The sequence below is a fragment of the Imperialibacter sp. genome (assembly GCF_040222385.1).
GTDB lineage: Bacteria > Bacteroidota > Bacteroidia > Cytophagales > Cyclobacteriaceae > Imperialibacter.
The window spans coordinates 250,283-275,114 of record NZ_JAVKDF010000039.1; the positions used below are offsets into that span (position 1 = coordinate 250,283).

23 protein-coding genes and 2 tRNA genes are annotated in these 24,832 nt (G+C 47.3%); 7 read left to right on the forward strand and 18 right to left on the reverse strand.

Annotated elements, in window-relative coordinates:
- Window positions 1-5: 5 nt before the first annotated feature.
- The 7 genes from RIG68_RS20785 to RIG68_RS20815 form a co-directional block, all read right to left on the reverse strand.
- Window positions 6-920 (reverse strand): ribonuclease Z, encoded by a 915-nt coding sequence (locus tag RIG68_RS20785; RefSeq protein ID WP_350126708.1) that lies wholly within the window; start codon window positions 918-920, stop codon window positions 6-8.
- 6 nt (window positions 921-926) lie between these two features.
- A complete protein-coding gene (locus RIG68_RS20790) occupies window positions 927-1,304 on the reverse strand; it encodes an STAS domain-containing protein (protein ID WP_151999824.1) in 378 nt (125 codons plus the stop codon).
- A 19-nt stretch (window positions 1,305-1,323) separates the two neighbouring features.
- Entirely contained in the window at window positions 1,324-2,271 is a 948-nt protein-coding gene (locus tag RIG68_RS20795) for a phosphoribosylaminoimidazolesuccinocarboxamide synthase (RefSeq protein ID WP_350126711.1), read from the reverse strand.
- Window positions 2,272-2,348: 77 nt separating this feature from the next.
- Window positions 2,349-3,659, reverse strand: a complete 1,311-nt coding sequence (locus RIG68_RS20800; RefSeq protein ID WP_350126714.1) for a toxin-antitoxin system YwqK family antitoxin — start codon at window positions 3,657-3,659, stop codon at window positions 2,349-2,351.
- Window positions 3,660-3,726: 67 nt separating this feature from the next.
- The gene (locus tag RIG68_RS20805; protein WP_350126717.1) at window positions 3,727-4,905 is read right to left on the reverse strand and encodes an acetyl-CoA C-acyltransferase; all 1,179 of its coding nucleotides are present in this window, start codon (window positions 4,903-4,905) and stop codon (window positions 3,727-3,729) included.
- Window positions 4,906-4,996: 91 nt separating this feature from the next.
- Window positions 4,997-5,893, reverse strand: coding sequence for a hypothetical protein (locus RIG68_RS20810; RefSeq protein ID WP_350126720.1), 897 nt, complete (start codon window positions 5,891-5,893; stop codon window positions 4,997-4,999).
- Entirely contained in the window at window positions 5,890-6,858 is a 969-nt protein-coding gene (locus RIG68_RS20815; protein WP_350126723.1) for a vWA domain-containing protein, read from the reverse strand. Before RIG68_RS20815 ends, RIG68_RS20810 begins: the two co-directional genes overlap by 4 nt.
- A gap of 192 nt (window positions 6,859-7,050) precedes the next feature.
- On the opposite strand from RIG68_RS20815, the gene RIG68_RS20820 reads away from it, so the two are divergent.
- Together RIG68_RS20820 and RIG68_RS20825 are read left to right on the forward strand one after the other, a co-directional pair.
- Window positions 7,051-7,139 (forward strand) — tRNA-Ser (locus tag RIG68_RS20820).
- Window positions 7,140-7,149: 10 nt separating this feature from the next.
- Window positions 7,150-7,223, forward strand: a tRNA-Arg gene (locus tag RIG68_RS20825).
- A 230-nt stretch (window positions 7,224-7,453) separates the two neighbouring features.
- On the opposite strand, the gene RIG68_RS20830 is transcribed toward RIG68_RS20825, so the two are convergent.
- On the reverse strand, window positions 7,454-8,293 hold the full coding sequence (locus tag RIG68_RS20830; RefSeq protein ID WP_350126726.1) for a universal stress protein: 840 nt from the start codon (window positions 8,291-8,293) through the stop codon (window positions 7,454-7,456).
- Window positions 8,294-8,557: 264 nt separating this feature from the next.
- On the opposite strand from RIG68_RS20830, the gene RIG68_RS20835 reads away from it, so the two are divergent.
- Window positions 8,558-10,243 carry an alpha-amylase family glycosyl hydrolase gene (locus tag RIG68_RS20835; protein ID WP_350126729.1) on the forward strand — a complete coding sequence of 562 codons (1,686 nt, stop codon included), beginning with the start codon at window positions 8,558-8,560 and terminating at the stop codon, window positions 10,241-10,243.
- Between the two features lie 19 nt (window positions 10,244-10,262).
- Here the strand turns inward: RIG68_RS20835 and RIG68_RS20840 are convergent, their stop codons facing one another.
- On the reverse strand, window positions 10,263-13,043 hold the full coding sequence (locus tag RIG68_RS20840) for a cation-translocating P-type ATPase (protein WP_350126732.1): 2,781 nt from the start codon (window positions 13,041-13,043) through the stop codon (window positions 10,263-10,265).
- A gap of 360 nt (window positions 13,044-13,403) precedes the next feature.
- On the reverse strand, window positions 13,404-13,592 hold the full coding sequence (locus tag RIG68_RS20845) for a hypothetical protein (RefSeq protein WP_350126735.1): 189 nt from the start codon (window positions 13,590-13,592) through the stop codon (window positions 13,404-13,406).
- A gap of 247 nt (window positions 13,593-13,839) precedes the next feature.
- Between RIG68_RS20845 and ppsA the strand changes: the two genes are divergently transcribed.
- The 3 genes from ppsA to RIG68_RS20860 all read left to right on the forward strand — a co-directional run bounded on the left by ppsA (window position 13,840) and on the right by RIG68_RS20860 (window position 18,136).
- Window positions 13,840-16,233: a phosphoenolpyruvate synthase gene (gene ppsA, locus RIG68_RS20850; RefSeq protein ID WP_350126738.1), complete on the forward strand. Its 2,394-nt coding sequence runs from the start codon at window positions 13,840-13,842 to the stop codon at window positions 16,231-16,233.
- Window positions 16,234-16,452: 219 nt separating this feature from the next.
- The gene (locus tag RIG68_RS20855) at window positions 16,453-17,634 is read left to right on the forward strand and encodes a carbohydrate kinase family protein (protein ID WP_350126741.1); all 1,182 of its coding nucleotides are present in this window, start codon (window positions 16,453-16,455) and stop codon (window positions 17,632-17,634) included.
- A gap of 4 nt (window positions 17,635-17,638) precedes the next feature.
- Window positions 17,639-18,136, forward strand: a complete 498-nt coding sequence (locus RIG68_RS20860; RefSeq protein ID WP_350126744.1) for a YciE/YciF ferroxidase family protein — start codon at window positions 17,639-17,641, stop codon at window positions 18,134-18,136.
- Window positions 18,137-18,184: 48 nt separating this feature from the next.
- Here RIG68_RS20860 and RIG68_RS20865 read toward each other — a convergent pair whose 3' ends face one another.
- The 4 genes from RIG68_RS20865 to RIG68_RS20880 form a co-directional block, all read right to left on the reverse strand.
- The gene (locus RIG68_RS20865) at window positions 18,185-19,171 is read right to left on the reverse strand and encodes an MlaD family protein (protein WP_350126747.1); all 987 of its coding nucleotides are present in this window, start codon (window positions 19,169-19,171) and stop codon (window positions 18,185-18,187) included.
- Window positions 19,172-19,173: 2 nt separating this feature from the next.
- Window positions 19,174-19,911: an ABC transporter ATP-binding protein gene (locus RIG68_RS20870; RefSeq protein WP_350126750.1), complete on the reverse strand. Its 738-nt coding sequence runs from the start codon at window positions 19,909-19,911 to the stop codon at window positions 19,174-19,176.
- A gap of 6 nt (window positions 19,912-19,917) precedes the next feature.
- Window positions 19,918-20,691: an MlaE family ABC transporter permease gene (locus tag RIG68_RS20875; RefSeq protein WP_350126753.1), complete on the reverse strand. Its 774-nt coding sequence runs from the start codon at window positions 20,689-20,691 to the stop codon at window positions 19,918-19,920.
- 120 nt (window positions 20,692-20,811) lie between these two features.
- Entirely contained in the window at window positions 20,812-21,756 is a 945-nt protein-coding gene (locus RIG68_RS20880) for a prenyltransferase/squalene oxidase repeat-containing protein (protein WP_350126756.1), read from the reverse strand.
- A gap of 177 nt (window positions 21,757-21,933) precedes the next feature.
- On the opposite strand from RIG68_RS20880, the gene RIG68_RS20885 reads away from it, so the two are divergent.
- Complete coding sequence (locus RIG68_RS20885) at window positions 21,934-22,353, forward strand: DUF6567 family protein (protein WP_350126759.1); 420 nt, start codon at window positions 21,934-21,936, stop codon at window positions 22,351-22,353.
- 106 nt (window positions 22,354-22,459) lie between these two features.
- On the opposite strand, the gene RIG68_RS20890 is transcribed toward RIG68_RS20885, so the two are convergent.
- The 4 genes from RIG68_RS20890 to RIG68_RS20905 form a co-directional block, all read right to left on the reverse strand.
- A complete protein-coding gene (locus RIG68_RS20890) occupies window positions 22,460-22,936 on the reverse strand; it encodes a YbhB/YbcL family Raf kinase inhibitor-like protein (protein ID WP_350126762.1) in 477 nt (158 codons plus the stop codon).
- 9 nt (window positions 22,937-22,945) lie between these two features.
- Entirely contained in the window at window positions 22,946-23,194 is a 249-nt protein-coding gene (locus RIG68_RS20895; protein ID WP_350126765.1) for a YtxH domain-containing protein, read from the reverse strand.
- A gap of 110 nt (window positions 23,195-23,304) precedes the next feature.
- A complete protein-coding gene (locus RIG68_RS20900; RefSeq protein WP_350126768.1) occupies window positions 23,305-24,324 on the reverse strand; it encodes a phosphotransferase in 1,020 nt (339 codons plus the stop codon).
- A complete protein-coding gene (locus RIG68_RS20905; protein ID WP_350126771.1) occupies window positions 24,311-24,817 on the reverse strand; it encodes a P-loop nucleotide/nucleoside kinase family protein in 507 nt (168 codons plus the stop codon). Before RIG68_RS20905 ends, RIG68_RS20900 begins: the two co-directional genes overlap by 14 nt.
- Window positions 24,818-24,832 lie beyond the last annotated feature (15 nt).

The following is a 24,832-nucleotide window of genomic DNA, read 5'->3' on the forward strand; positions in this document are numbered from 1 at the left end:
GTTTGTCAGGCGGGGGAAAAGTCAGTCCCCTCAATACCAAGATACGATTCTTTAAACACAGTCAATGCTTCTTCCAGCAAAGGATTTAGTTCTTTGTAGCGGGTGCTAAAGTGCCCCAGAATCAACTTGCCTACGCCTGCTTTCAGCGCCAGGGTAGCTGCCTGCCCTGCCGTGGAGTGAAAAGTCAGCTCAGCTCTCTCTTTCATGTCCTCCAGAAAGGTACCCTCGTGATAGAGCATGTCGACGCCGCCGATGTATTGGATGAGCGACTCATCGTATTTGGTGTCGGCACAGTAGGCGTACGAATAGGAGGGGCGGGGAGGAAGTGTTACTTCGCTATTCTTGTATTTGATGTTCCCCTTTTCATCCAGCAGGTCTTCTCCGTTTTTTAGCTTAATGATCAGGGTTGGTGTAACGTTAGGGGGCAGTAAGGATTTCTCAATCCGCCTGTTTTTTGGTTTCTCCCGAAAAAGAAACCCACTACAGGCGATTCGGTGATTGACTGGGAAACTGCTGACTATGATTTTCTGGTTTTCCAGAAGCACCTCACTGGTGCCTGGCATCCATTCTTTGAACTGTATAGGAAAGTTGAGTGTGGTGTTGGAGTATTTGAATTGCAGACTGAGAATTTCGGATAGCCCCGGCGGGCCATATAGAAAAAGCCTGGCCTTTCTGCCGTACAAATGCATGGTAGACAACAAGCCTATGAGGCCGTAGTAGTGGTCGCCATGCAGGTGGCTGATGAAAATATGATTGATTTTGGTGGCCTTTACTTTGTATTTCTTTAGCTGTAGCTGAGTAGCCTCTCCGCAATCGATGAGAAAATGCTCATCGTCAACCACCAGCACTTGCGAGGTTTGGTTTCTGTTGTGCGCCGGAGCGGCGGAGTTTGATCCCAGGATTTTTAATACAAAGCTCAATGGAGGCTATTCTTCTTCCTCTTCGAGTCCGCTCTCAATTTCATGTAGAAATACGGTATCGATGGCTTCTTCCTTGGTGGGTACAATGTTCAACACCTTGTCAAGCTGCGATATTTTAATCAGCTTCACTACGTGGTCGTTCATGCCTATCATAACAAAAATACCACCGGCTTCTGAAAAGCAGCGATTGCCAACAAGTAAAGCACTTAAGCCAGATGAATCGACATATTTTACGTCGGAAAGATCGAGGATCATGTTGGAGCTGCCTTCTGCTTGCAGCTTTACAAATTCAGATTTGTAGTCAGGGGCAGTAGAGGTATCCAGTTTTTCCTGCGTAATTTTTAAGATGCTGTATTTCTCGCTCTTGTCTAACGAATACTTCATGTGTGTGTATGATTTACTTCTACTTACTAATTTCTTTAAGGCTTTCTAAAACGTTCGACTCTATGGTTGATTCGATACCAGAGTAGCTACGTTTTTCAAATTTCTCGCCAGTTACTTTCTCAAAAAGCTCAATATAGCGATGTGAGATCGAGTTTACTACCTCATCTGACATTTCCGGTACATTTTGACCTTCTTTGCCCTGAAATCCATTTTCAATCAGCCATTGCCTGACAAACTCCTTCGAGAGTTGCTTTTGAGGTTCTCCCTTTGCCTGGATGGCTGCGTAGGTGTCGGCGTAAAAATACCGTGATGAGTCCGGTGTGTGTATTTCGTCAATTAAATATATGGTGCCGTCGTGCTTCCCAAACTCATATTTAGTGTCAACCAAGATGAGTCCCTGCGAAGCGGCATATTCTGAGCCCTTTTTATAAAGTGCCTGTGTATACTTTTCCAGTTGCACGTAGTCAGCTTCCGAAACGATCCCCTGTGCTATGATTTCCTCCCTGGAAATGTCCATATCGTGGCCCTGTGAAGCTTTGGTCGTAGGAGTGATAATCGGGGAGGGGAGCTTGTCATTTTCTTTCAGCCCTTCTGGAAGCGGCACTCCGCAAACCTGACGCTTCCCTGATTTATATTCTCGCCAGGCATGCCCTGCCAAGTACCCCCTGATAACCATTTCTACTTTGAAGGGTTCGCATTTTACACCAATCGTTACATTGGGGTCGGGTACTGCCGTTACCCAATTGGGAACCACATCTTTGGTCAGTGCCAGAAACTTGGCGGCAATTTGGTTGAGTATTTGGCCTTTGAACGGAATGGCCCTTGGAAGGATGACATCAAAAGCTGAAATACGATCGCTGGCCACCACTATCATCAGCTGGTCGAGGTAGTATACGTCCCGCACTTTGCCTTTGTATTTGCCAGTGACGCCGGGAAATTGAAATTGGGTTTCCTTGAGGGCTTTCATAAGGGTGACAAATTTATGGATGGGTGGCGTATTAAAAAATTTTCTTTTTTGAAATGTAGTGGAGAAGAGATGGCGAGCTATTGCTCCTTGATTACCTTGCCTAGTTTATAGGTAACCGACTTTTCCAGCCTTCCTTTGCGGTCGTAATGTTTCCACGTGCCATTTTTGAGGTTTCTCACATATGCTCCTTCTTCAACGAGATCTCCCGATTTGTCAAACGCTTTGTGTGAGCCATGCTTCCGGTCGTATTCATAGTAAGTTTCGTAAGCAGTTTTTTTATTGGGATAATAGCCAACAGTCAGACCGTGCTGTTTGCCATTCTTGAAGTCGGCCTCTTCCGTAACTACTTCTTTCGAACTATAGGTTGTCCTTTTTCCGTCAAGTTTGTCGTCGACGTAGTTTTCTTTGACGATTGAACCATCGGCAATATTGTAAAGTGTCCACTGCCCTGAGCGCATATCCTCCTTGTAGGTTTTGGTGGAGAGAAGCTGACCTGAGGCATTGAACTCTTCAATGGTGCGGTCTTTCTCGTTGTTGGAGTAGTCAGTTGCCGTTTTCACAGCGCCGTTGGGATGGTAGGTGTAATTTTTTCCAACCCTGGATCCTTCTTTATATACCAGCTTTTGGGAAGGCGTCCCATCTTCAAAAAAAGCGTCGGCGGCACCACTTAGCTTGCCCTGGACATAGGTGCCAACATACTCCAGCTGTTCATTGGCGTAGTAGGTTTTGTACGTGCCGTTTTGCAGCCCGGCCTCATTGTAGGCTTCAGTTTTTAGCGTGCCTGAGGGATAGTATGTTTTGAAATGTCCATCCAGTTTTCCTTTTTTATAGTAGGCCTCCGTTTCCTTGGTTCCGTTTTCGTAGAAGGTTTCGGTGGCACCGTCCTGCAGCCCGCTTTGATAGTGGATAACCTCTTTCTTCACGCCGCTGGGATAGTAATTTACTACTTCACCGTCTGGCTTCCCGCTTTTGAATTCAGTGGAAGACTTAACGACCTCGTCGTCGTAATATGAAATGATTTGCCCTGAAAGCGTGTCGTTTTTGAAAACTGCAATCTGAAGAAGGTTGCCGTTCGGGTGATATACTTTAGTTTCTCCCTGCCTTAAACCGTCGGTGTAGAGGGTTTCTCTTTGCAGCTTGCCGTTGTCGTAATAGTTGAAAAACGTGCCGTTTCGTTTTCCTTTTGTATAGTCGCCTTCGATAATGACAACGCCCTCCTGATTGTATTTGAGGTACTTGCCGTCAATTTGGCTGCTGTCGGCATTCAGCACAAAGTATTCCTCGTTTTTAATGCCTTTTATTCGGTCGTGATAAGTGGTGATTTTGGTTTGGCTGGCCACAACCAAAGGAAGGAGAAGCATGGTAAATAGAAGGCAATTTTTCATCATGCATCAGAAGAGGTTAAAATTGAGCGCCGGTTGATAACGCCCGAGCGCTCTTTTCATTTTTTGGTTGCTATATCTTTTCTATGACAATGGCCGACGCTCCGCCGCCACCGTTGCAAATACCTGCCACGCCAATGGTGCCACCTTCCTGATGTAGCACACTGTTAAGCGTGGTGATAATCCGAGCGCCGGAGCAGCCAAGTGGATGCCCCAGGGCCACAGCGCCACCAAATACATTTACTTTGGCTGGATCAAGCTCCAGTTTTCTATTGTTGGCAATCGCCACTGCAGCAAAGGCTTCATTAATTTCGTAGAAATCGACATCTTTTTTACTAACGCCAGCCATTTTCATCGCTTTAGGGATGGCCAGCGATGGAGAAGTGGTGAACCATATGGGGTCTTGCGCTGCGTCTCCAAAGCCTCTGACCTTTGCGATAGGAATGAGTCCCAGTTCTTTTGCTTTTGCTGCGCTCATAATGATCAGTGCAGAGGCACCGTCATTGATGGTGGATGCGTTGGCAGCGGTTACCGTGCCGTCTTTTTCAAACACAGGCCGCAGGCCAGGTATCTTGTCGAAGTTCACATTTTTAAACTCCTCATCTTCTTTCATCAAAATTGGATCTCCTTTTCGTTGTGGAATTTCAACGGGAATAATCTCATCTTTGAAATAGCCAGCCTCTGTGGCGGCAGCTACTCGTTTGTAACTATTGATGGCGTAGGCGTCCTGCTCTTCCCGGCTGATTTTCATTTCTTTGGCCGTGTTTTCAGCGCAGTTGCCCATCGGGAAGCCATTGTATATTTCCCATAGGCCGTCATGCATGAGGCCGTCAATGAGTTGGCCGTGGCCATATTTGTAGCCATAGCGTGCTTTTGGGATATAATAGGGCACGTTTGTCATGCTTTCCATGCCGCCTGCCACAACTACTTGGTTCTGCCCGGTCATAATAGACTGCGCACCTATCATCACTGCCTTCATGCCTGACGAGCACACTTTGTTGATGGTGGTGCAGGGCACATTTTGCCCGATGCCCGCACCCAATGATGCCTGGCGGGCAGGAGCCTGGCCCAGGTTGGCCGAAATCACATTGCCCATTAATACTTCATCAATCTCTTTTGCACCAACACCTGCCTTCTCCAGTGCGCCTTTAATGGCGATGGAGCCAAGCTGAGTGGCAGACAAGCCCGCCAAAGCGCCTCCAAAACTTCCGATGGGCGTTCGTACTGCTGAAACAATAACTACTTCCTGCATAATGATATAATTTTCGGGTTAATGAATTGGGGTGTATTGGTCGGCTTTTCTTATAACAATGTCAGCCTGGCTGTTGACTACAGCCTGGGCTTTACCAGTCAGGTTTTCCGCTTTCAGGCTTTTTAACGCCTTTCCGCTTGTTTTGCTGAATATACTGAATCTCACTGTTTCTCATCGCTTCAAGTATCATTTTGGCCTTTTCTTCTGAGATGTTCATCTCCTTCAGCTTATCAGGGTTGATCTGAGGAGGCTGCTTTTCACCGTCTTTGTTCTCTTTGTCCTGTTGTTCGGCGTCTTGTTGCTCTTTTTTCTTTTGCTCCTGATCCTTCTTTTCCTGTTCTTTCTTTTGCTCTTCGCTCTGCTGCTCCTGGTCTTTTTGCTCTTTGTTCTCGCTCTCCTGATCTTTCTTTTCCTGGTCTTGCTTCTTCTGCTCTTCGTTCTTTTGATCGTTGTTCTGATCTTTATCCTGTTGGTTCTGCTGGTCTTTCTTCTCGTCTTCTTTTTCTTCGTTCTTCTCCTTGTCCTGCTGCTGGTCGTCCTGGTTTTTTTCGTTGTCTTCGGCTATCTGGCGTTTCACCAGCTGGTAGTTGTACCTGGCTTCTTCATTGGTAGGGTCGGCCTTCAGCGCTTCCTTAAAGAAGCTTAGCGCAGTGTTTCTATCGCCTGGCTTGTTGCTGATAATGCCCATTTGGTTATAAGCCAGCGACTTCAGGTCTTTCTCCTTGGTGTTGATGAGGCGCTGGTACTGACTGAACGCCTGGGCTGAGTCGCCCTGCTGAAAAAGGGAATGACCGAGGTTAAGAAATAGCTTGTCTTCCAGCACTCCCAACGAATCGGTAAGCATGGTGTAGGCCTGAGTGGCCTTTGCATAGTCCCCTGCCAGATAGGCTTTCTCGGCGTCTTTCTTCAGTTTGTTAACAGTGGCGATGTCATTCACTCCTGGAATGATGGCCGCTATCACCAATAAAATGCCTGCTAATGCCTTCATATTTTCATGGTTTTCACTGAAATGAGGTAATCAAGAGCGAAAAGGGCCAATCCGATGGCAAGGAAGTAATAGTACCTGTTGGCCGTAACGTCGACTTGCCGGGCATCTCTCATTTCGCCTTCGATCTCATTGATTGTATTTATTAATCTCGAAACGTCGTTTTTAGTTTCATTGATCTCAAAGTACTTACCGCCAGTTTTTGTGGCCACGTCTTTTAATGAATTGCTGTTAAGCCGGGTCACTACGTCGTTTCCCTGATTGTCTTTTTTGAAGCCTCTTCGGCTGAGTATTTTGCTGCCCTTGTCGGTACCAACGCCCAAAGTGAACAGTTTAATGCCTGTTTGCTCTATTTCTTGTGCAATCTGGTCGGTCTCTTCTCCAAAATCTTCTCCATCGCTGATCAGGATAATGATCTTTGATTTCTGCTGCGTAAGCGGCGACTCGTCGTCGTTCAGCTTGCTCAACGCCATTCTCAGGGGAGGGCCAAAGTCCGTGCCGGTGTTGGGCACAAGGCTGGTGTTGAGCGTTTCGATGAAGATGTTGAGTGCCGACTGATCATAAGTGAGCGGGCACTGCATAAAAGCTTCGTTCGAAAACATGACGATGCCCATACGATCCGAGTTGAAGGCATCGGTGATGTTTTTTAGCTCAAACTTTATTTTCTCAAGCCTGGTGGGTTGTACGTCAAATGCATCCATGGATACAGAGAGGTCGACGCAGAAGAAGATGTCTTTGCCAACTGACTTGATTTCCTTTTTGCTGTCGCCGAAGGAAGGCCCCATGAGAGCGACGATGAAGAGCAGAAAGTAGCTTGACCGGAGGATGACTTTACTTAGCACTATTTTGGAGGAGCTTCCCACTGCCTTGGCGACATAAAGTACCCGGGCCAGGTAGGCCAGGTAGAGGATGCCAAAAACGAGGCAAAACGTTAATTCAAGTAATCCAAACGACTGATACCAACTCATACAACACTATTTGGGCAATGCCACAGCTTTTATAACACCGGAAGTGGGGACAAATATATAAAATGAACGCTGGCAGGCTAGCAATTCACATTTTTTAACAGGGTAAAAAGAATATCATTTTTTTAGGGCTGAGGTTTGCTTCCGTCAGAAAATGTCCGTTATCTTTGCAACTCTTTTTCAGAACAGACCTATGGAGAGATGGGTGAGTGGCTGAAACCAACAGTTTGCTAAACTGTCGTACTGGGTAACCGGTACCCCGGGTTCGAATCCCGGTCTCTCCGCATTGATTGAGGTCCCATAGCTCAGCTGGATAGAGCAACTGCCTTCTAAGCAGTAGGTCTCAGGTTCGAATCCTGATGGGATCACGAAGAAAATTCAGAGCCTTCAGTTGACACTGGAGGCTTTTTTTATGTCCGTACTTTATCTTTTCTAGAATAATCGTGAGAGCTTAGCTGGATAGAGCCACTGTCGGGGACGCCCAGTCTTCTAAGCAGTAGGTCTCAAGGCTGGGCGCCCCCGATCCAATCCTGACGGGATCACGAGTATAATTGGAAGCCTCTAGTTGACACTGGAGGCTTTTTTGTTTACATCGGCTTTAGTCCCTCAGCGTGCAAGTCCAGATAGGGCAATCTATGTGATTGACGATGTCCTCTGCCAGGCTGCCGGAAACCAGATGAGCCAGCCCCCGCCGACTGTGGGTGGCCATCGCCAGCATGTCTGCTTTTGTCTGTTCCACAAATCGGATAATACCTTCCTCTTCAAAAGGAGCATTTCGGATATTCAGCGTGTAATTCTCAAGTTTATAGTGCTTTACAAAATCTTCCAGTAAAAGTTGTGCTTCCTCCTCGGGCTTGAAGCGAGCAAGCGAGTTGATATAGAGTATGTGAAGTTTGGCTCCAAAAAATGCCTGAAGATCTTTTACTTTTTCCACAAACTTCCTCTGGTTAAGTTCAAGAGAGTTGGCCAATACAATGTTTTTTATGTCGGAAGCTTCGTGACCTTCTCTTAGAGAAAGCACTGGGACTGGCGAAAACCGAACTACTTTTTCGGTGTTGGAGCCAATCAAAACCTCGCTGAGTCCGCTGGCTCCTGTTGTGCCCATTACTACCAGATCAATGTTCTTCTCACGAATCTGGTCGAGAATTGAACCGGTAATGCTGCCATACAAGGCCTCGAAATGCTGGTTTTCTGCTGCTTTGCCTACAGCTTTTCTCATTTTATTGAAGTTTTCTTCTGCCTTGTCTTCTATAGATTTCAGAAGCTCCATGTCGAAAATATAGGGTTGTACTCCAAAGGTCGATTCGTAGGAAAACGGAAGCTCGAAGGCGTGCATGACAAACACCTCACCTTGTGCTTCTTTTGCCATTTGGCAAGCGAAACTATAAGCGTGAACTGCTGGTGTCGAAAAATCGCAGGGAACAAGTATCTTTTTCATGGCTTTGTCTTTAGTCCTCAAGATATCTATTGCCGACCGGGCATGAAATGACCAACGTCCGTCGGTCAGGTGATGTTGGTCATGAATCGGTATGGTTGGAAAATTAAGCCACCTTGGTTCAGGAAGTGACTGTGGGCAGAAGATGAATACTGAGCAATGTCTTTTTGGCAACTGATGGCTGTCATAAGCGATTTTGACAGATGATCGTTAATTGGTGATCGATACAAAGCCTGTGGATCAGGAGGCCTTTTTACTATTGAAATGATGCTGAGATCAATACAAGACATTGACTTGTCGCCTAAACCCAACAAAACGTATTGGGCCAATTGCGACCGTGAATGGAGAGAAGAATTCATCTACTTTCTGCTGATTGACAGGTTTCATGATGACCAGTTGCGAAAGCCTGAGCTCCAGGCTGGAAAGCGAAGTGGCTTTGGAAATGCCGATCAACTACAAACGTTTTGCGGAGGCACCATCAGGGGCATTACCAAACATCTCGACTATATACACGACCTGGGATGCACAGCGCTTTGGCTCAGCCCGCTTTTTGAAAACAACGAAGCTGCCTATCATGGGTATGCCATTCAAAATTACCTTGAGGTGGACAAGCGCTTTGGTACCAAAGAGGACCTGGCTGAATTGGTAGATAAGGCACATGCGATGAATATGAGGGTGTTTCTCGATATCGTGCTGCATCATTCCGGGGATAACTGGTCCTACAAGGATGATATAGAACCTGGCTATTACAACGGCAACGTTTATCCCTTTGGGGGCTGGCGGTTTGAAGATCGTCCTCTGCCTGTAGAGCTTAGGGACACAGAAGTTTATTGGAAAAAAGGGCGTATTAGGAACTTTGATACCTACCCCGAAACACGGGAGGGCGATTTTTTTGGATTAAAGTCGTTTAAAAATGACGAATCGCCTGAAGCAATGTATGTGCAGGACATCCTCACCAAGATACATTGTTACTGGATCAGAGAAACTGATATCGACGGCTTTCGGCTCGATGCAGTCAAACACATGGGAGAGAAAAACATCGGGCAGTTTTGCTCCCTCCTGCGTGAATATGCTTACAGGCTAGGCAAAAAGAACTTTTTTCTTTTCGGAGAGTTGGTAGGTTCAGAGGAGTTGTACAACAAGTATATTGGGCCCAAAACCTCCATAGAGGTCGAGGACAAGGCGATTTACTATGGACTCAATTCGGTGCTGGACTTTCCTCTGTATTATGTGTTGGCCAATGTTATCAAAGGGCATGCTACTCCTGAGAAGCTCATTGAGCGATATGAGTCGCTGAGACGAAATGCCATGGCACGTGGGGAGTTTGGGGAGTTTTTGGTTACGTTTCTTGACAACCATGATCAGGTGGGACAGGGGATTAAAAGGCGTTTTGGTAAAGATGCTACCGATGGTCAAATCATTGCAGGAGTGGGATTTCTACTTTGTGCGCTTGGCACACCGTGCATCTACTATGGTACCGAGCAGGGTTTCGACGGCGCTGGAGAAGGCGACTGGAATATCCGGGAAGCGATGTTTGACTTGAGCGGCAACACCACCAATGCGCTGAACAAGGAGAGCGGTATTTATCAGGAAATAGCTAAAATTGCTGCTATCCGAAAGAAAAGTTCGGTATTAAAGTTTGGACGGATGTATATAAGGAAGCTTTCCAAAGATGGAAAAGATTTCCATTTGCCGGTGTTTACTGACAGCCTGATTGCTTTTAGTAGAATGCTGTACGATGCAGAGTGCGTGGTGGCATACAATCACTCTCTTGAACATGAGGTGGAGCAATACGTAACAGTGGACAAATACTTCAATAAGGATGGTAGTTCATTTCACTATTTATATGGCGGCGAGGGAGAGGTTCATATGCTGAAAAGCAAAGACAACGACCGCTATTTTATAAAGCTTAAGCTACAGCCTGCTCAGTTTGTGGTTTTGACCAACCGCTGATAAAGTGCTTAAGACCAGATTAAGCTTTTAAGCACACTTCAACTCGATTGAGCAAGTGCTTTTTTGCGTGTTTGAAAAGCTCTACACCCCAAAGAACTGTTGATGACAAGGCCGCCAGGATAAAAAAGCTTGTAGCTTCCAATGCGCCGAAGCCAAAGACTTCCTGAAAATAGGGTACGAAAATGATTGCCATGGTGATTAAAGAGGAAGAAATCACGGTGATGGTGATGTAGACATTAGAGAAAAAGCCAATTTCAATGATAGATTTTTCAAGCGAACGCATATTGTAGAGGTTGAAAAGCTGAGTGAAAGACATTGTTACAAAAGCAGCACTCCTGGCGGTGGCGGTTCCCTGTGGGCTAAAATATATATATGCCGCCAGCGTAAGCCCTGTCATGATGATCACATTCATGATCAGGAAGGGGATAATGCTTTTATTCAAGATTCTCTCGTCCTTTTTTAATGGCTGCTGATTGAGTACGTCGTCGTGCCCTTTTTCAAGGGCAAGTGCCATGTCGCCAATGCCATCGGTTACCAAATTAAGCCACAGAATCTGGATGGCGGTCAGTGGAATTGGCAAACTGAGTGCGACAGCCATGATCAGCGTGGCTATCTCAGCAAAGTTGGTTGTGATAAGGAAAAAGCTGGCCTGCCGGGCGTTGGCGAAGACGATGCGCCCCTCTTCAATGGCATTGACAATGGACGCAAAGTTGTCATCTGCCAATACTACTTTGGCCGCATCACGAGCCACATCGGTACCCATAATCCCCATAGCAATGCCCACATCGGCTCTTTTTAGTGCAGGGGCGTCGTTCACCCCATCCCCTGTCATGGCGACCAGCTCACCCATTTCCTGAAGTCTCCCCACAAGTTTGAGTTTGGTTTTAGGTGTTAATCTGGCAAACACATTCACAGTGCGAATGGCCTCATCAAACGCTGACGGAGACAAGCTAAGCAGTTGCTCTTCGGTCAAAGCCAGCCGTTCGTCATTGTCATGTACTCCAATGATGCCCACTGACCTGGCGATGGCTAGTGCTGTGCTAATATGGTCGCCAGTTGCCATAATTACCCGTATCCCGGCTCTTTTGCAGTTTTGAATAGCCTTTGGTACTTCTACCCGGGGTGGATCTATCATGCCCACCAGCCCCACGAAGGTGAGGTCGGCTATGTCGCCCTCTTCCAATTTTTGTTTCCGCAGCGGCTTATAAGCAAGCCCGATCACTCTCATCGTCTGAGCACTCCACTCGTCGATTTTATGCACTACTTTCGCCGCCGTTTGCACATCTATGGCTCTTGCAGCCGCCGACCCAAGAACTTTTGAGGAAAGTGTCAAAATTTTTTCAGGCGCACCTACAACCAGCAGGCTATAGGTGCCATCGTTCTCGCTGACGATTGTGGCTCTCAGCTTTAAGTCCGAATTGAATGGTTGGTCGTCTGTTTTCTTTTTACTAACAGGTGTTATTCCACCTTTTTGGGCAAGCACAGCTAACGCTCCTTCAGTGGGGTCGCCGGTCAGCTCGTAACGGTTGCTCTCTTCTACTTTTCGGATGGATGCGTTGTTGGAGTAGGCAGCAATTTGCAGCAGACGTTGTAGTGCAGACACACTCGAGAGGTCTTCTACCATAGGGTCGCCAATGATTTCACCGTCCGACGACCAGCCTTCTCCAGTCACATCAAAATTGAGGCCCGTTGCGGGTTCATCAGGTATGAACAGTTTGCGAGCCGTAAGGGCATTTTGGGTGAGTGTACCTGTTTTGTCGGTGATAATGGTCGACACTGCCCCGAGCGTTTCAGTGGACGTGAACTCTCTTACGATAGCATTTTTTTTGGCCATTCTTCTGGTTCCTATGGCCAGCACAATTGCGATGATGGATGGCAGGCCCTCTGGTATTACCGACACCATGGCGGCCACTGAGATCAACAGGAGCTCACGGACAGGCACGTTCAACGTGAAATAGCTAATTATGAAAAGTACCAGGGCGAAGAAAATGCTCGCTGCACCCATCTGAGAGGCTAGCTTGTTTATTTTCTTTTGAAAATGTGATATAGAGGGTTTTATCTCATAAAGAGCTTCTGCTACTTTTCCAATTTCCGTTCTCACTCCTGTGTGCACTACCAATGCAGTGCCATAGCCTCCTACTATGAAAGTGCCTTTCCATAGCATGTTTTTTTGATCCGCCATTACGGTGGGGCCGGACAAAACGTCTGCTGTTTTGGACTCGGGCAACGACTCTCCCGTGAGCGATGACTCCTGTGTTCGAACGTTTTTTCCTTCAAGGAGGCGGCTGTCCGCTGGAATGCTATCGCCTTCCTCCACAATAATAATGTCGCCAGGTACCAGCTCCCGGGCGGCAATAGTCATTGTTTGGTTGGCTCTGACCACCTTCGCCAGTGGATTTAGGATTTTTTTAAGGGAGGATACGGCGCTCTCCGCTTTCAGTTCCATAAAAAAACCGATACAGGCATCTACAATCACTACGATGATGATGATGTAGACGTCAGCAATGTTTCCTGTTATGTATGACAGGATAGCTGCCATAAACAAGACAGCTATCAGAAGGCTTTTAAACTGCTTGAGAAAAAGGAACAGCAGCGGCTGCCTCTTTTTCTCCTGAATTTCGTTTGGCCCAAATGCAATCAGGCGTTTGGCAACCTCATCCTGATCCAACCCCTTTCTGGTAGCACCCAGTGCAGCAAGAGATTCTTCTGCAGTGAGTTGCGAAAAATCAGTGTGTCCGGCACTGGCGTCTGTTGTTGTGGCCGAAGCACTATCGTTCGTGGTTGTGGTTTGGCTGTTCATGTTGGTTTACATGTGCTGTCGTTGCCGGTAATGTTAGGGCTTTTCCTGAACGTGAAATATGACGTGGGTCAAGACAGGTTGAGATAGAAATCACTCAAAGAGTGCCAGGGGAGGAAATTATATGATCGGGACACAAACATTTTTGGTGCCGACGATGGTGTAAGCAGGTTATGCTTTTGGGCGGGCAGCAACAATGAAACTTAATGTGGAGTCAGGATTTTTGTAAGAAATGCGACCGAGTGGATTGGGAGGGCCAGCCAGAAATTACCACTCCAGGCAATCCGGTGAGGAGGAAAAACCAGTTGAGTAACGGCTGGTTGCACAAGGTGCTACTGAAGCTGTCCGCATTATAGAAAAAGGTTACAAGTATTCCATTTTTATCATGCGGTCGCCCGACTGATTTTTGTCGCCCGGTGCCGCTCGCTTGGAGAGCAACTCTCGCCCTCTTGCCATTAGCTTCCTTTCTTCATAACGAATCCTGCCTTTTATTTCATGGAAGAAGCGTGCGGCGTCGGCAATTGGGGTAAGTGTATTCTTGCTATAATTCATGGCTGGCAATGCTTTTAGAGTTGTACTTATTCGAAGCTAATATGTCCAATGAAATGACAAAAACCACTGACGCTGGTCATTGTGCCCTCAGGATTTTTATCATCATTTTCAATCATGCCGGTTGGGTAGCTATTTTTTCGCCACTGACAAACTCGTGACCATTGTCAGGCCGGGGGTTGATGCCTGTCATGGCAGCGGCGGTTTTTCTGAGGTAGGTTTAGCTGATCAATACTGTTAAAATCAGCCTATGAAAAACTTCATTCTTCCGTTTCAAAGCATCTCCATGGCTGACCTGGCCAAAGTGGGTGGTAAAAATGCGTCACTTGGCGAAATGATTAGCCAATTGGCGGGGCAAGGCATCAACGTGCCCGATGGGTTTGCTATTACTGTTGCTGGCTGGGACGAGTTTCTTCGGGCTAATCAACTGACCAGCAAATTGCAGGCACTTTGTGAATCCGTTGATGTGAAAACGCTCGACAACCTGCCCGACGTAGGGAGCAAATGCAGGTCGCTCGTAGCCGGGGCTGCATTGCCGGGAGAATTGCAAGCTTCCATATCAAAAGCCTATCAGGCACTGGCGGCCACTCACGGTGGTAATCTTTCGGTTGCGGTACGTAGCAGTGCAACTGCCGAGGATTCTCCAACGGCCAGTTTTGCCGGACAGCATGAGTCGTTTCTTAACGTGCATTCCGAAGGCGACCTTTTGGAGGCTGTGAAAAAGTGTTACCGCTCTCTTTTCAACGACAGGGCTATCAAATACAGGATTGACAACGGATTTGATCACATGCAGGTGGGCCTGTCGGTGGGGGTGCAGGTAATGGTGCGATCCGACAAGAGCAGTGCCGGCGTGGCTTTTACCATAGAACCTGAGAGCGGAAATAAAAACCTCATATACGTGACGGGCGCCTGGGGACTGGGCGAGAGCGTGGTGCAGGGAGCGGTAAATACCGATGAGTTTTATCTGTTTAAACCAGCCATAGAAAAAGGAATGGACAGTATTGTGTTCAGGCGAATGGGGGGTAAACAGCAAATGATGGTGTATGGAACAAAAGGCGACAACACGATTTGGAAGGAAACGCCTCAGCGGCTGAGGGATCAGTACGTGCTGTCGGATGAGGAGGTGGCGCAGTTGGGTAAGTGGTGCCACGCCATTGAAAAGCACTACAAGCTACCTATGGACATTGAATGGGCAAAAGACGGAATGAACGACCAGTTGTATATCATACAGGCCAGGCCGGAGACAGTGCATGGCCAAAACAAGCAAATTGAACTAAAGGAATATTCAATAAAAGCAGCGGAAGAGCCGGTTCTAATGGGCAAAGCGGTTGGGCATTCCGTTGTCAGTGGCAGAGCTTGTATAGTTCGTTCTCTGGCTGATGCCGGCAAAGTTCAGGAGGGAGATATTCTTGTGGCAGATATTACCAACCCCGACTGGAATGCGCTTCTACGCAAAGCTGTGTGCATTGTTACTAATAAAGGAGGCCGGACTAGCCATGCCAGCATCATCGCCAGGGAGCTTGGTATTCCTGCCGTAGTAGGCACTCTGCTAGCGACGGAAGAGCTATCCGACGGGCAGGTGATCACTGTGTCGTGTGCCGGGGGAGATGTCGGGAAAGTGTACGATGGCAAGCTTGACTGGCAGGAGAAGGTGATTCCGATGGAAAAGATCAAGGAGACAAAAACCAAGCGAATGCTCATTCTGGCGGATCCTGAGAAAGCCCTGCTTTACGCCTCTTACCCTAACGACGGCGTCGGCTTGCTACGAATGGAGTTTATCATCAGCAATACACTGCAGGTTCACCCTATGGCGTTGGTGAAGTTTGATGAGCTACCATCGTCTGCCGAAAAGAAACAGATTGAAGCTGTCACGAGGCACTACACTGACAAGAAGAAGTTTTTTGTGGAGCAACTGGCCGAATCCATTGGCATGGTGGCAGCGGCGTTTTACCCCAGAGAGGTAATCGTGCGGATGAGTGACTTCAAGACCAATGAATACGCCAAACTGCTTGGAGGTCGACAGTTTGAACCCGACGAAGAAAACCCAATGCTTGGATTCAGAGGGGCAAGCCGATACTACAACGAGCGTTATCGGGAAGGTTTTGGATTGGAGTGTCAAGCCATCAAAAAAGTGCGTGATCATATGGGGCTAACCAATGTGAAGGTAATGATCCCATTTTGCCGAACCGTGGAGGAAGGTAAGCAGGTGCTGGGAGTAATGAGAGACTTTGGGCTGGAAAGCAGCAAAAATGGCCTGGAGGTTTATGTAATGGCCGAGATCCCTAGCAACATCCTTCTGGCCGATCAATTTGCAGACCTGTTTGATGGTTTTTCGATTGGTTCGAACGATCTCACCCAACTCACACTGGGTATCGACCGTGACTCAGCCATTATCAGTGATCTGTTCAATGAAAGAAATGAAGCAGTCACTTTTTTGATCAGGCAGCTGATCGTTGCAGCTCACAGAAAGGGCGTGAAAGTTGGCTTGTGCGGACAGGCACCGAGCGACTACCCTGACTTTGCCAGGTTCCTGGTTTCCTCTGGCATTGACTCAATTTCCTTCAATCCGGATGCGCTGATCAAAGGAATAGAGAATATTATGGTGGCAGAAAGGGAAATACCTCTGGTGCAGGCTGATCTTTGATTAGGGTGGTGTGGTAGGCGCCAATCCCGGTGCAATAGCCTTCGGGGTGCTAATATTTCAAGTGGGGGATGCCAGCGTGAGCAATCGTAGCACATCTGCCGCACTAATGACCAATGTCACTTGAATGACCGTTGCGGGTCATTCATTCTTGTTTGTATGGGGAGTATCTTAATGAAAGCAATTTGAGAGAGGGACTATTAAAACTAAAAAAGACAAGCCATGGAAACCAGCAAAAAAGACCTCGACAGCCTCTGGCGCAAGCTGATTCCGCTGCGCAACTATGAGGAGGACAGCCATCTCGCTTTTACCGGGTTCGATGGCTTTGTGGACAAAATACAACGAGTAGTCGCTAAAAAGAAGGGCAATAATGCTACCTATTTTGACACCGTGGGTGAGTTTACTGACCACTTGGGATCAATGCGAGTCGGTGGGGGGGATATAGAAACCTCCACTACTAAGATTCGAATTGGCGGCGATGCACCCATTTTATCCAATACGCTCGGAAGCCTCGGCATTCAAACACATTGCCTCGGAGCCATGGGACATCCGGCTCTGCATCCTGTGTTTATGAAAATGCACAAGTTGTGCGAGATAACATCAGTGATGGATCCTGGAGAGAACCAGATTCTGGAGTTCAATGATGCAAAGATAGTTTTGTCTGACCAGGCCATGTTCAACAACTACGACTGGGAGTATATAAAAACTCATACTGAAGTATTCGACCAGTTGAAAAGAGTGGTGAAAATGGCAGAGCTTTTTGCGCTGGTGGACTGGGTCAGGCTACCTTTTGCTTCCTCTATCTGGAAAGGATTTTTGGAGGATATGATCAAGGCGACTGGTAAAAAAGATGCGCTATTTTTCTTTCATATCGGAGATCCTTACAAGATACCCCGCAAGAAGATAGGGCAGATGGTTGAGTTGATTGATGAGTTTGCCGCCTTTGGCAAAGTTACGGTAAGCTTGAATCAACAGGAGGCATCTAAGCTGTGGCTGGTACTCAATGGCTATGAGCCTTCACAAGATCAGACAGAGGTGAAAATACCAGCTATGAGTGAGATGGCGAGGTTCATTTTCAGGGTTTTTGATATTGATACTGTAATTGTTCGCAACCGGGAGAGCACGTTTGTGGCTTCAGAAAAGGAAATGATCGAGGTAAGTGGAAGCAAGGTGGAAAACCCCAGGGTTCTGATGGGCGGCGGCGATAATTTTGATGCGGGTTATTGTCTGGGGCTGCTAGAGGGTATGAGCCGACGCCAATGCGCATTGCTGGGTACTGCCGCTTCCGGTGCCTTCATACAGAATGGTTACAGCCCTTGTATTGAAGACGTGATTGAATACCTGAAGACTTGGGCCGACAAAATGAAACCTAATCACAAGCAGTCAGTAAAACTAAAGCATTAACACAATGAGAAAGCCTAAGATAACTGATCTGAAGGATGCACTGTCATATCAGGTCAATCAGCTCTATGTAGCTGAGAAGCAGCTAAAAAAGGAATTGACGGACTGTGTCAGTAAAGTGGCTTCAAAGGAAATGAAAGCTGAGCTGACAAAATACACCAGTCTGGCAGAAGACAAGGTGCTGAAGCTGGAAAGAGTGTTTAACTATCTTATGGAAGAACCGTCGGCAAACAGCAATAAGGTGATAGATAAAATGGTGGATGAAACTCACCAATTGATAAGCAGGGCGCTAAGCGACAACATAAGGGACGTGGTGATTATGGCCTGTCTTCGTAGCATAATTCATTATAAAATTGCCCGTTATCAAATAGCTTCTACGTTTGCTTTGGAGTTAGAAATGGAAGTAGTGGCCGATTTGATTGACGAGATAGTAGACTGGGAGAAGCAAGCTGAGTTGAGGCTGGAGAGTATGTCAGTCGGGCATTTGAACGTAAAGGCAAAATAGCTGGTGTGATTTCTTGTCTGCAAGAAGGCAGAAGTTGTCAAGCCATGCTTACTGCTTTTTGCCTTCTATCTCTTGCTGCTTTTCTTTTTCAAGCTTTTTGAAATACCTTCGAAAAAGGAAATTTGATTTCAGGGCTTCCATATTCTCATTAAATCTGTCGGTTCCCTGTTCAAGGCTGAGTGCGCTGTTCATCAACTTCTCCCTGAACGCTGAGTCGGCCAGTATCAGGCCAGCCGCCCCTTCTCCTTCCTTCATCTGAGCCGTTAGCTGCCTGATGTTTTCCATCGTCAGGAGGGTTTCGTTGCTGACATTTTCAATATTCAGAAGCGAACTGTTGAGATCCTTCACCATTGAGGTATCGGTAAAAAGTGTTGAAACAAGGCCGTCTCCCTGCTGAAATGAAAAAGCTAGTTCTTTGCCAATTCTGGTTATTTCAACTGCGTTGCCCGTTGCTTTTTCGAGTGCCCCAACAGACCTTTTGAAGTCCATGGCAATAAGCGTGTCGGAAAGCAAAGTCCATAGGCTGTTGCTTCGGTTAAGCCGTTCGCTTATTTCGTATAGGTTTTGAGTGATCTTTTCGATGTTTTGATTGGTAGTGTTCAGGGTACGCAGCATGGCGTTGGTTTCCACAGGTGCCTCTGACGAAATAATGTCACCCTCTGCCACTGCCTCAGCATAGGCCGACTGGGAGGTGATGTTGATGAGCTTGTTTCCCATGAGTCCATCGGTGCCAACAGAAGCAACTGCGTTCTTTTTAATATACGGTTTTACCTCGTTGTCAATCACCATAGTTACGTATATAGCTGTGTCGTTGGCGATAGTGACCGACTTTACCGTGCCCACGTCGATGCCCATGAAACGAACATTGTTGCCTGGCAACAAGCCGCTGACATTGCTAACGACGGCCACTACTGAAAAAGTGGAACCGAACAGGTTGCGGTTACGGCCGATCATGTACAACATTATGACGAGAAAGGCCATACCTGCAATGACAAAGAGACCGACCTTGGCGTTATGGATTGTGTTGTTTTTCATAGTTAGTGAAAATATTCCCGAATCACCGGATCGTCCGATTTCAGGAGGTTAGCATAAGTATCTTTGGCGTAACATGTGCCGTTTATTAGCATAATCACTTTGTTGGAGGTGGTGCTTATGCAATTCATGTCGTGAGAGATGATCACAGCCGACGTGTTGTATTTTTTCTGTACTTTCAGGATCAGCTCGTTGATCTCCCTGGCTGTAATAGGATCGAGGCCGGTGGTGGGTTCGTCGTATAAAATAATGGAAGGGTGGAGGATCAACGTCCTGGCAAGCGCCACCCTTTTTCTCATGCCGCCCGATAGCTCTGCCGGCATCATATCCACCGTGTGAGCCAGCCCTACATCAGCCAAGGCATCCATTACGGCTACATCTGCGCCCTTTTCCCGCTGTCTTTTATCCCAATGCCGGCGCAGTGGAAACTCGAGATTTTCCCTCACTGTCATAGAATCGTACAAAGCATTGCTTTGAAACAGGAAGCCAATCCGGGCCCTCAGCCTATCCAGTGCTTCCGGGCTAAGGGTGTCAATTTCTTCCCCTAAGACCTTTATTTTACCACTATCTGCCTGAATCAGGCTGATAATACATTTTATCAATACTGACTTGCCCGAGCCTGACTTGCCAAGAATCACCAGGTTTTCTCCCTCATTCAATTCCATAGAAAAATTCTGCAACACATGATTGTTGCCGAACGACTTACAAAGATTTTCAACTTCTATGACTGGCTTAGCGCTCATGATGATTTAGGTCAGACCCAGTAAATCGGTGATTTGCACGGCGATCAGGTCAAGAATAAATACCAGCAGGGAGGCAACTACCACCGCCGAGTTGGCGGATCTTCCCACGCCCTCCGTTCCCTTTTTTGAGTTGTAGCCCATGTAGCATCCTATGATGCCAATGGCAAATCCGAAAAAGAAGGTTTTGATGATGGCAGGGACGACATCTCCAAAGCTGAGAGCATCGAACACCTGTGTCCAGTAAAGGTGCCAGCTTACCTGCCCACGGATATTCACTCCCAAATAGCCACCATAAAGCGACACGGCATTGGACAGACTGGAGAGCACGGGAAGCATGAGTGTGGTGGCCAGCACCCGGGTCACAATCAGGTATTTGAATGGGTTGGTACCCGAGACGTCCATGGCATCGATCTGCTCTGTTACTTTCATAGAACCCAGCTCAGCACCCATGCCAGAGCCAATCTTGCCAGCACATATCAGCGCAGTAATTACCGGGGATATTTCCCGAATCAAAGAAACGGATACCATTGCGGGCAGCAAGGCTTCCGCTCCAAACTCAACGAGCGTTGGGCGTGATTGAATAGTCATTACCAGTCCCATGATGAAAGCAGTAATAGCTACCAGGGGCAACGATTTGTAACCCACCCAGTAACATTGCCGCAGGAACTCCTCCCATTCCTGTCGCCGCTTGAATAGCTCTCTGAAAAACCGAGCCGTAAAGCGACTAATGCTACCAGTTTCGGTTAAAAACTTATTGTTAAAGACATTGGGTACTTTCATAGGGACTTACTTTCTGTCCAATATGATCACTATATCTTCAGCAAAGAGTGACTTGCATCAAGGGAATTGATAATTGATGTCAGGTTTTGTAGGGCCCCAAATCTGATTTTGATAACCAGCTTACATAGCGTAACCTGGCTGGAACCAATTCAAGACCCGCAGGGCCCGGAGCGTATTCCAACGGCTTGGGCTGCCTGTTTTTTCCATGTCAAAGTGTACGTTGCCTTTGTGTTTCTCCTGAAGCCGCCAGGCTCCGTCTTTTTTTCTCTTGCTTTTCAAAACGTCCAAAGCGCTCTTCATTCTTGGCTCATAGGGCACGGCAGCATTTCGGAGATGATCCAGTGCCCTGAGTATATCGTACCGCCAGCGACCTGGGAATGATAACCGCAGCATTCGCTGGTCGATTATCTCACCTGTTCTGTGCGATTGGTAAAGGTGGTGGCGAAGCAGGAATTCGACTGCCTTTTGTTCGGCTTGTATAATCTCAGGAGTCCTGTAACCTTCCGGCGGCTTTCTGAACTCCAACAAGCCTTCGAGTACACTGAGGGTGGAATGCAAGGAGCTGTGTGTGGTGTCTTTGTGCAGATAGCGACAATTCCAGCCTCCGTCAGTCATTTGCACTTTAAGAAGATAGTCAACCACCTCTTTCAACCGCTGATGGCCTGGAAGAAAATAGGAGCCGTAGTTCAGGATCATTCCATTTACACAAACATCGGTCACTTTTGACGTGTGAGAGCATCGCAGCCCTCCGTTCTCCCCTGAGGGCATTGCCAAAGCCAATTTGCAACCCCTCTGCGCCTGCGCATTCGGGGGCCGCAACCCGATGGTTTTCAAATCTAGCAGCGTGTAGTGAGTGGAGGCCCATTTTGGCTGGTAAAAGGCTTGCCCCCAATGGCCATTGGCAAGCTGGTTTTGGAGAAACTGAGCACCCCAACCTTCCGATTCAATGCGTTTTTGAAGAGCATCAGCTGCCTTTTTGTCCGCACCCAGCAGATCACGACTCACCTGGTATTGAATGGCTACGTCTCCCTCCATCAGCCATTGGATAACTGGGCTTTTGTTCATTGTGAATCGGTTAGTTCAAGAAATCCAAGATAAGCAGGAAAACCCGTCGTAATAATGTCTTTTAGCAGGAGTTCGCAATGAGAAATGTCATTGTAACAAGAATCATCAGAAGGTGGTGACGACCGTCATGGTAGCTTTTCCAGAAAAGTAATTCCTTGGGCGGAAATCAGAAAAGCTATGAAAAAGTCAAATTCAATTCTTGCAATGGCAACGATTATTGCGCTAATGCTGGGAGGATGTGCTTCTACCGGAGTTACCACCTCAGGCCACCTCACCAATGTAGAGTTAAGCAGCCCCAACTTCCGAATAGTGGCCACAAATGTTTCTGGTGAGGCATCCAATAAAGGGGTGTTTGGCGTGAGTTACGGGTTTGGAATGGCTGCTAGTCAGCTTGCCCTGATACCCTTGGGCAACGACCGACTGCTATACAAAAATGCCATGAAGCAGCTCTGGGACAACTTCGAAGCTGCTAACGGCCCGGTAACAAACAGAAAACTGGCCCTTGTCAATGTCAGGTATGACTCGGAATCGTTGAATGTATTCTTTTACACAAAAGTGACCGCTGTGGTGGTGGCCGATGTGGTTGAGTTTCAGTAGGCGGCCTATCGGAGGGCAGCCGTAGAAGAAGACGACAATTGCTCCGGGGAAAATCGCCAAAAGCTTTCTCCGGAGTTAGTCGTACATGGAGAAATGAAAGCAGGTTTTAGGGCTGTGTTCTTTTGTAAGTCCCCATGAGTTCGCCATAGGCTATAATATGGTCTCGCATAGCTTCTTCCACCTGAATTTTGGATGGGCTGTGAACAAGGTCAGGCAGGATGTCCAATGCATAAACCTTAAAAAAATACCGATGCGTTCCGGAAGGCGGACAGGGCCCACCATAAGCTGTGCTTTTTTTGAAGTCGTTGGTTCCCTCCATGCCAGGCACTGAGTTTTCCTCAATTTGATGCGTAATGGGTATGTTCCATACCAGCCAGTGGAGCCACGTTTTGCCTGGTGCATCCGGGTCTTCTACCATCAGCACCAGGCTTTTAGCCTCCCAGGGTATCTCCTGTATGTGGAGAGGTGGGTTAATGTTCTCACCATCGCAGGTGAACCGTGCGGGGATGACCCCGCCCGAATCAAACGCACTGCTCGTAACAAGCAGAGCTTTGAAGTCTGTTGGCTTTTCAGATAAAAGCATAAGCCTGCATTAGTTTGCAGCTTCAGCCTTTGACATATCGTTCACCAACTTTCCCTTCATTATTTTGCCGGTAAACGAGCCCATCAGCTCATTGAATTTTTTCTCAACAGTTTCGTTGAGGGCCTCGGCCAGGTCTTCACCCTTTTCAACAATATCCCTCCTTGTTCTTGCTCCTTTTTGGGGGGCAAAAAGTACTCCCAATAAGGCACCAGCGGCCATCCCGGCCACCACGCCCAAAAGTGCTTTTCCAGTTGTCATAATTTTGTTGATTTATTAATCACACCTAAGGTAAACCTGAGACTTATCCCAGTCGATGACCAATGTCATCGACAGAATATGAGATTTATCTCATTGAATTGCTGACCTTATTAGGGGCACGAAGACCCCGCAGCCATGTAGTGGTTCATCAGCTTGAAGTATTTTTCTGCTTCGGCAAGGTGATGTGCCAGCTCCTGATCATCGTCGGCCTGCGTCGCACTCATCAGGTTCACCTTGGCCCTGACGTTCGCTCTCAGGCACTTGAAGTAGTTGAAAATATGCTCGTCCTCCTTGACCTCAATGCAGGGGAAAAGGCGATTGTATTCAGCGAGAAAGCTGTCTGCAAGGCGCTTTTCTCCGAAGGACTCAAGGTCCATGCATAGAAACGCTATTTCATACAGCAGATCAATTTGCCTGAACGCATCGTTGAATTCTATGCAGTCGAACAGCACTGGCTTTTTGTAGAGAAAAATGTTGCCGCTGTGCAGGTCACCGTGCACATCCCGTTTAAAACCATGGGCGATACGTCGCTGCATTCTCTTTTTGTGTGCCTCAAGAAAGTCATTGCTCCATTCAATTGACTTTGTGAGTGTGTTGGTATGCTCCTGTCCCAGTTTCTGCACGACGAACGGTTTTGCCTTGACAATGTCGTTGAACAACCCGATAGCCACAGGGAGGCTGAAAGGGCTGCGTATTTTTCTGGCTTTTTGATGGAAAGAGGCAATTACTTTTGCTAGTGCCCTGATGTTGTTCTCCGTCGCACCTGATCCCAGCAGTACCTTGTCCATCCGTTTGGTACTGGCCATGCGCTTCATGAGCACGGCGTAATCGACAAGCTTTCCCTTCTCTCCACCTATGTACCAGGAGTTTTTTTGAAACCGGATGGGTAGGGTCGATAAATAGATGTCGGTGTACTGCTCGTTTAATTTGATTTCTCTTTCGCAGAAGTGTTTTCTTTTTGTCAGGGTAGAGAAATCAAGGAAAGAGAGCTTCAGAGGCTTTTTAATTTTGAATACATGCTTCCTGCTAAGGATGACCCACGAGATGTGAGTTTCTTCAATTTTGCCCTTTACAGGCTCACCCTGGTAGGTGCCATGGGTGGCTAGCTCAAGTATTTCAGCCTGTTTCATTCACGCTGTTTATGTATTCTATTGACTTACTGAGCATTGAATCAATATTAGTGTCTAACGATTCGAGCCGGAGGTGGGGTTGTGTTATTTCATCAAATGCGGCCTTTATCCTTTCATAAGTTTCAACACCGGCCTCGCTGTCCTCACGGTGCTTGCTCACTCGTTGCCTAGCCAGTTTTTCGTTGGCCCACACCTCTATAACAGCCACCGGAGTAGCAAGTTCAGTCGCTAGTTTTGCGAACGAATCCCGCATCTTCTGCTGATAAAAAGTTGCGTCTACCAATACCGTTTCCCCATTGCGGAGCGCTTTTTCTGTCAGCTTGATCATTTCACTGTAAACGTTGAGTTTCTCTTTGGGAGAATATTTCCCCAATGCCCCCATAGTTTTTCTTACCCGATCACTGCTAATGTGCACTGCACCCAGCCTGGCTGCAAGCCGTGTTGCCAGGTAAGTTTTGCCCGAGCCGGGTAAGCCTGCTATAATCACCATCATGTTTTGCGGGTAGTT

What these genes read in the sequence shown, in the direction of transcription:
- RIG68_RS20790 (WP_151999824.1), bottom strand. Translation starts at nt 1,304, where the DNA reads ATGAAGTATTCGTTAGACAAGAGCGAGAAATACAGCATCTTAAAAATT.
- RIG68_RS20795 (WP_350126711.1), bottom strand. Translation starts at nt 2,271, where the DNA reads ATGAAAGCCCTCAAGGAAACCCAATTTCAATTTCCCGGCGTCACTGGC.
- RIG68_RS20800 (WP_350126714.1), bottom strand. Translation starts at nt 3,659, where the DNA reads ATGATGAAAAATTGCCTTCTATTTACCATGCTTCTCCTTCCTTTGGTT.
- RIG68_RS20805 (WP_350126717.1), bottom strand. Translation starts at nt 4,905, where the DNA reads ATGCAGGAAGTAGTTATTGTTTCAGCAGTACGAACGCCCATCGGAAGT.
- RIG68_RS20810 (WP_350126720.1), bottom strand. Translation starts at nt 5,893, where the DNA reads ATGAAGGCATTAGCAGGCATTTTATTGGTGATAGCGGCCATCATTCCA.
- RIG68_RS20815 (WP_350126723.1), bottom strand. Translation starts at nt 6,858, where the DNA reads ATGAGTTGGTATCAGTCGTTTGGATTACTTGAATTAACGTTTTGCCTC.
- RIG68_RS20830 (WP_350126726.1), bottom strand. Translation starts at nt 8,293, where the DNA reads ATGAAAAAGATACTTGTTCCCTGCGATTTTTCGACACCAGCAGTTCAC.
- RIG68_RS20835 (WP_350126729.1), top strand. Translation starts at nt 8,558, where the DNA reads ATGCTGAGATCAATACAAGACATTGACTTGTCGCCTAAACCCAACAAA.
- RIG68_RS20840 (WP_350126732.1), bottom strand. Translation starts at nt 13,043, where the DNA reads ATGAACAGCCAAACCACAACCACGAACGATAGTGCTTCGGCCACAACA.
- RIG68_RS20845 (WP_350126735.1), bottom strand. Translation starts at nt 13,592, where the DNA reads ATGAATTATAGCAAGAATACACTTACCCCAATTGCCGACGCCGCACGC.
- ppsA (WP_350126738.1), top strand. Translation starts at nt 13,840, where the DNA reads ATGAAAAACTTCATTCTTCCGTTTCAAAGCATCTCCATGGCTGACCTG.
- RIG68_RS20855 (WP_350126741.1), top strand. Translation starts at nt 16,453, where the DNA reads ATGGAAACCAGCAAAAAAGACCTCGACAGCCTCTGGCGCAAGCTGATT.
- RIG68_RS20860 (WP_350126744.1), top strand. Translation starts at nt 17,639, where the DNA reads ATGAGAAAGCCTAAGATAACTGATCTGAAGGATGCACTGTCATATCAG.
- RIG68_RS20865 (WP_350126747.1), bottom strand. Translation starts at nt 19,171, where the DNA reads ATGAAAAACAACACAATCCATAACGCCAAGGTCGGTCTCTTTGTCATT.
- RIG68_RS20870 (WP_350126750.1), bottom strand. Translation starts at nt 19,911, where the DNA reads ATGAGCGCTAAGCCAGTCATAGAAGTTGAAAATCTTTGTAAGTCGTTC.
- RIG68_RS20875 (WP_350126753.1), bottom strand. Translation starts at nt 20,691, where the DNA reads ATGAAAGTACCCAATGTCTTTAACAATAAGTTTTTAACCGAAACTGGT.
- RIG68_RS20880 (WP_350126756.1), bottom strand. Translation starts at nt 21,756, where the DNA reads ATGAACAAAAGCCCAGTTATCCAATGGCTGATGGAGGGAGACGTAGCC.
- RIG68_RS20885 (WP_350126759.1), top strand. Translation starts at nt 21,934, where the DNA reads ATGAAAAAGTCAAATTCAATTCTTGCAATGGCAACGATTATTGCGCTA.
- RIG68_RS20890 (WP_350126762.1), bottom strand. Translation starts at nt 22,936, where the DNA reads ATGCTTTTATCTGAAAAGCCAACAGACTTCAAAGCTCTGCTTGTTACG.
- RIG68_RS20895 (WP_350126765.1), bottom strand. Translation starts at nt 23,194, where the DNA reads ATGACAACTGGAAAAGCACTTTTGGGCGTGGTGGCCGGGATGGCCGCT.
- RIG68_RS20900 (WP_350126768.1), bottom strand. Translation starts at nt 24,324, where the DNA reads ATGAAACAGGCTGAAATACTTGAGCTAGCCACCCATGGCACCTACCAG.
- RIG68_RS20905 (WP_350126771.1), bottom strand. Translation starts at nt 24,817, where the DNA reads ATGATGGTGATTATAGCAGGCTTACCCGGCTCGGGCAAAACTTACCTG.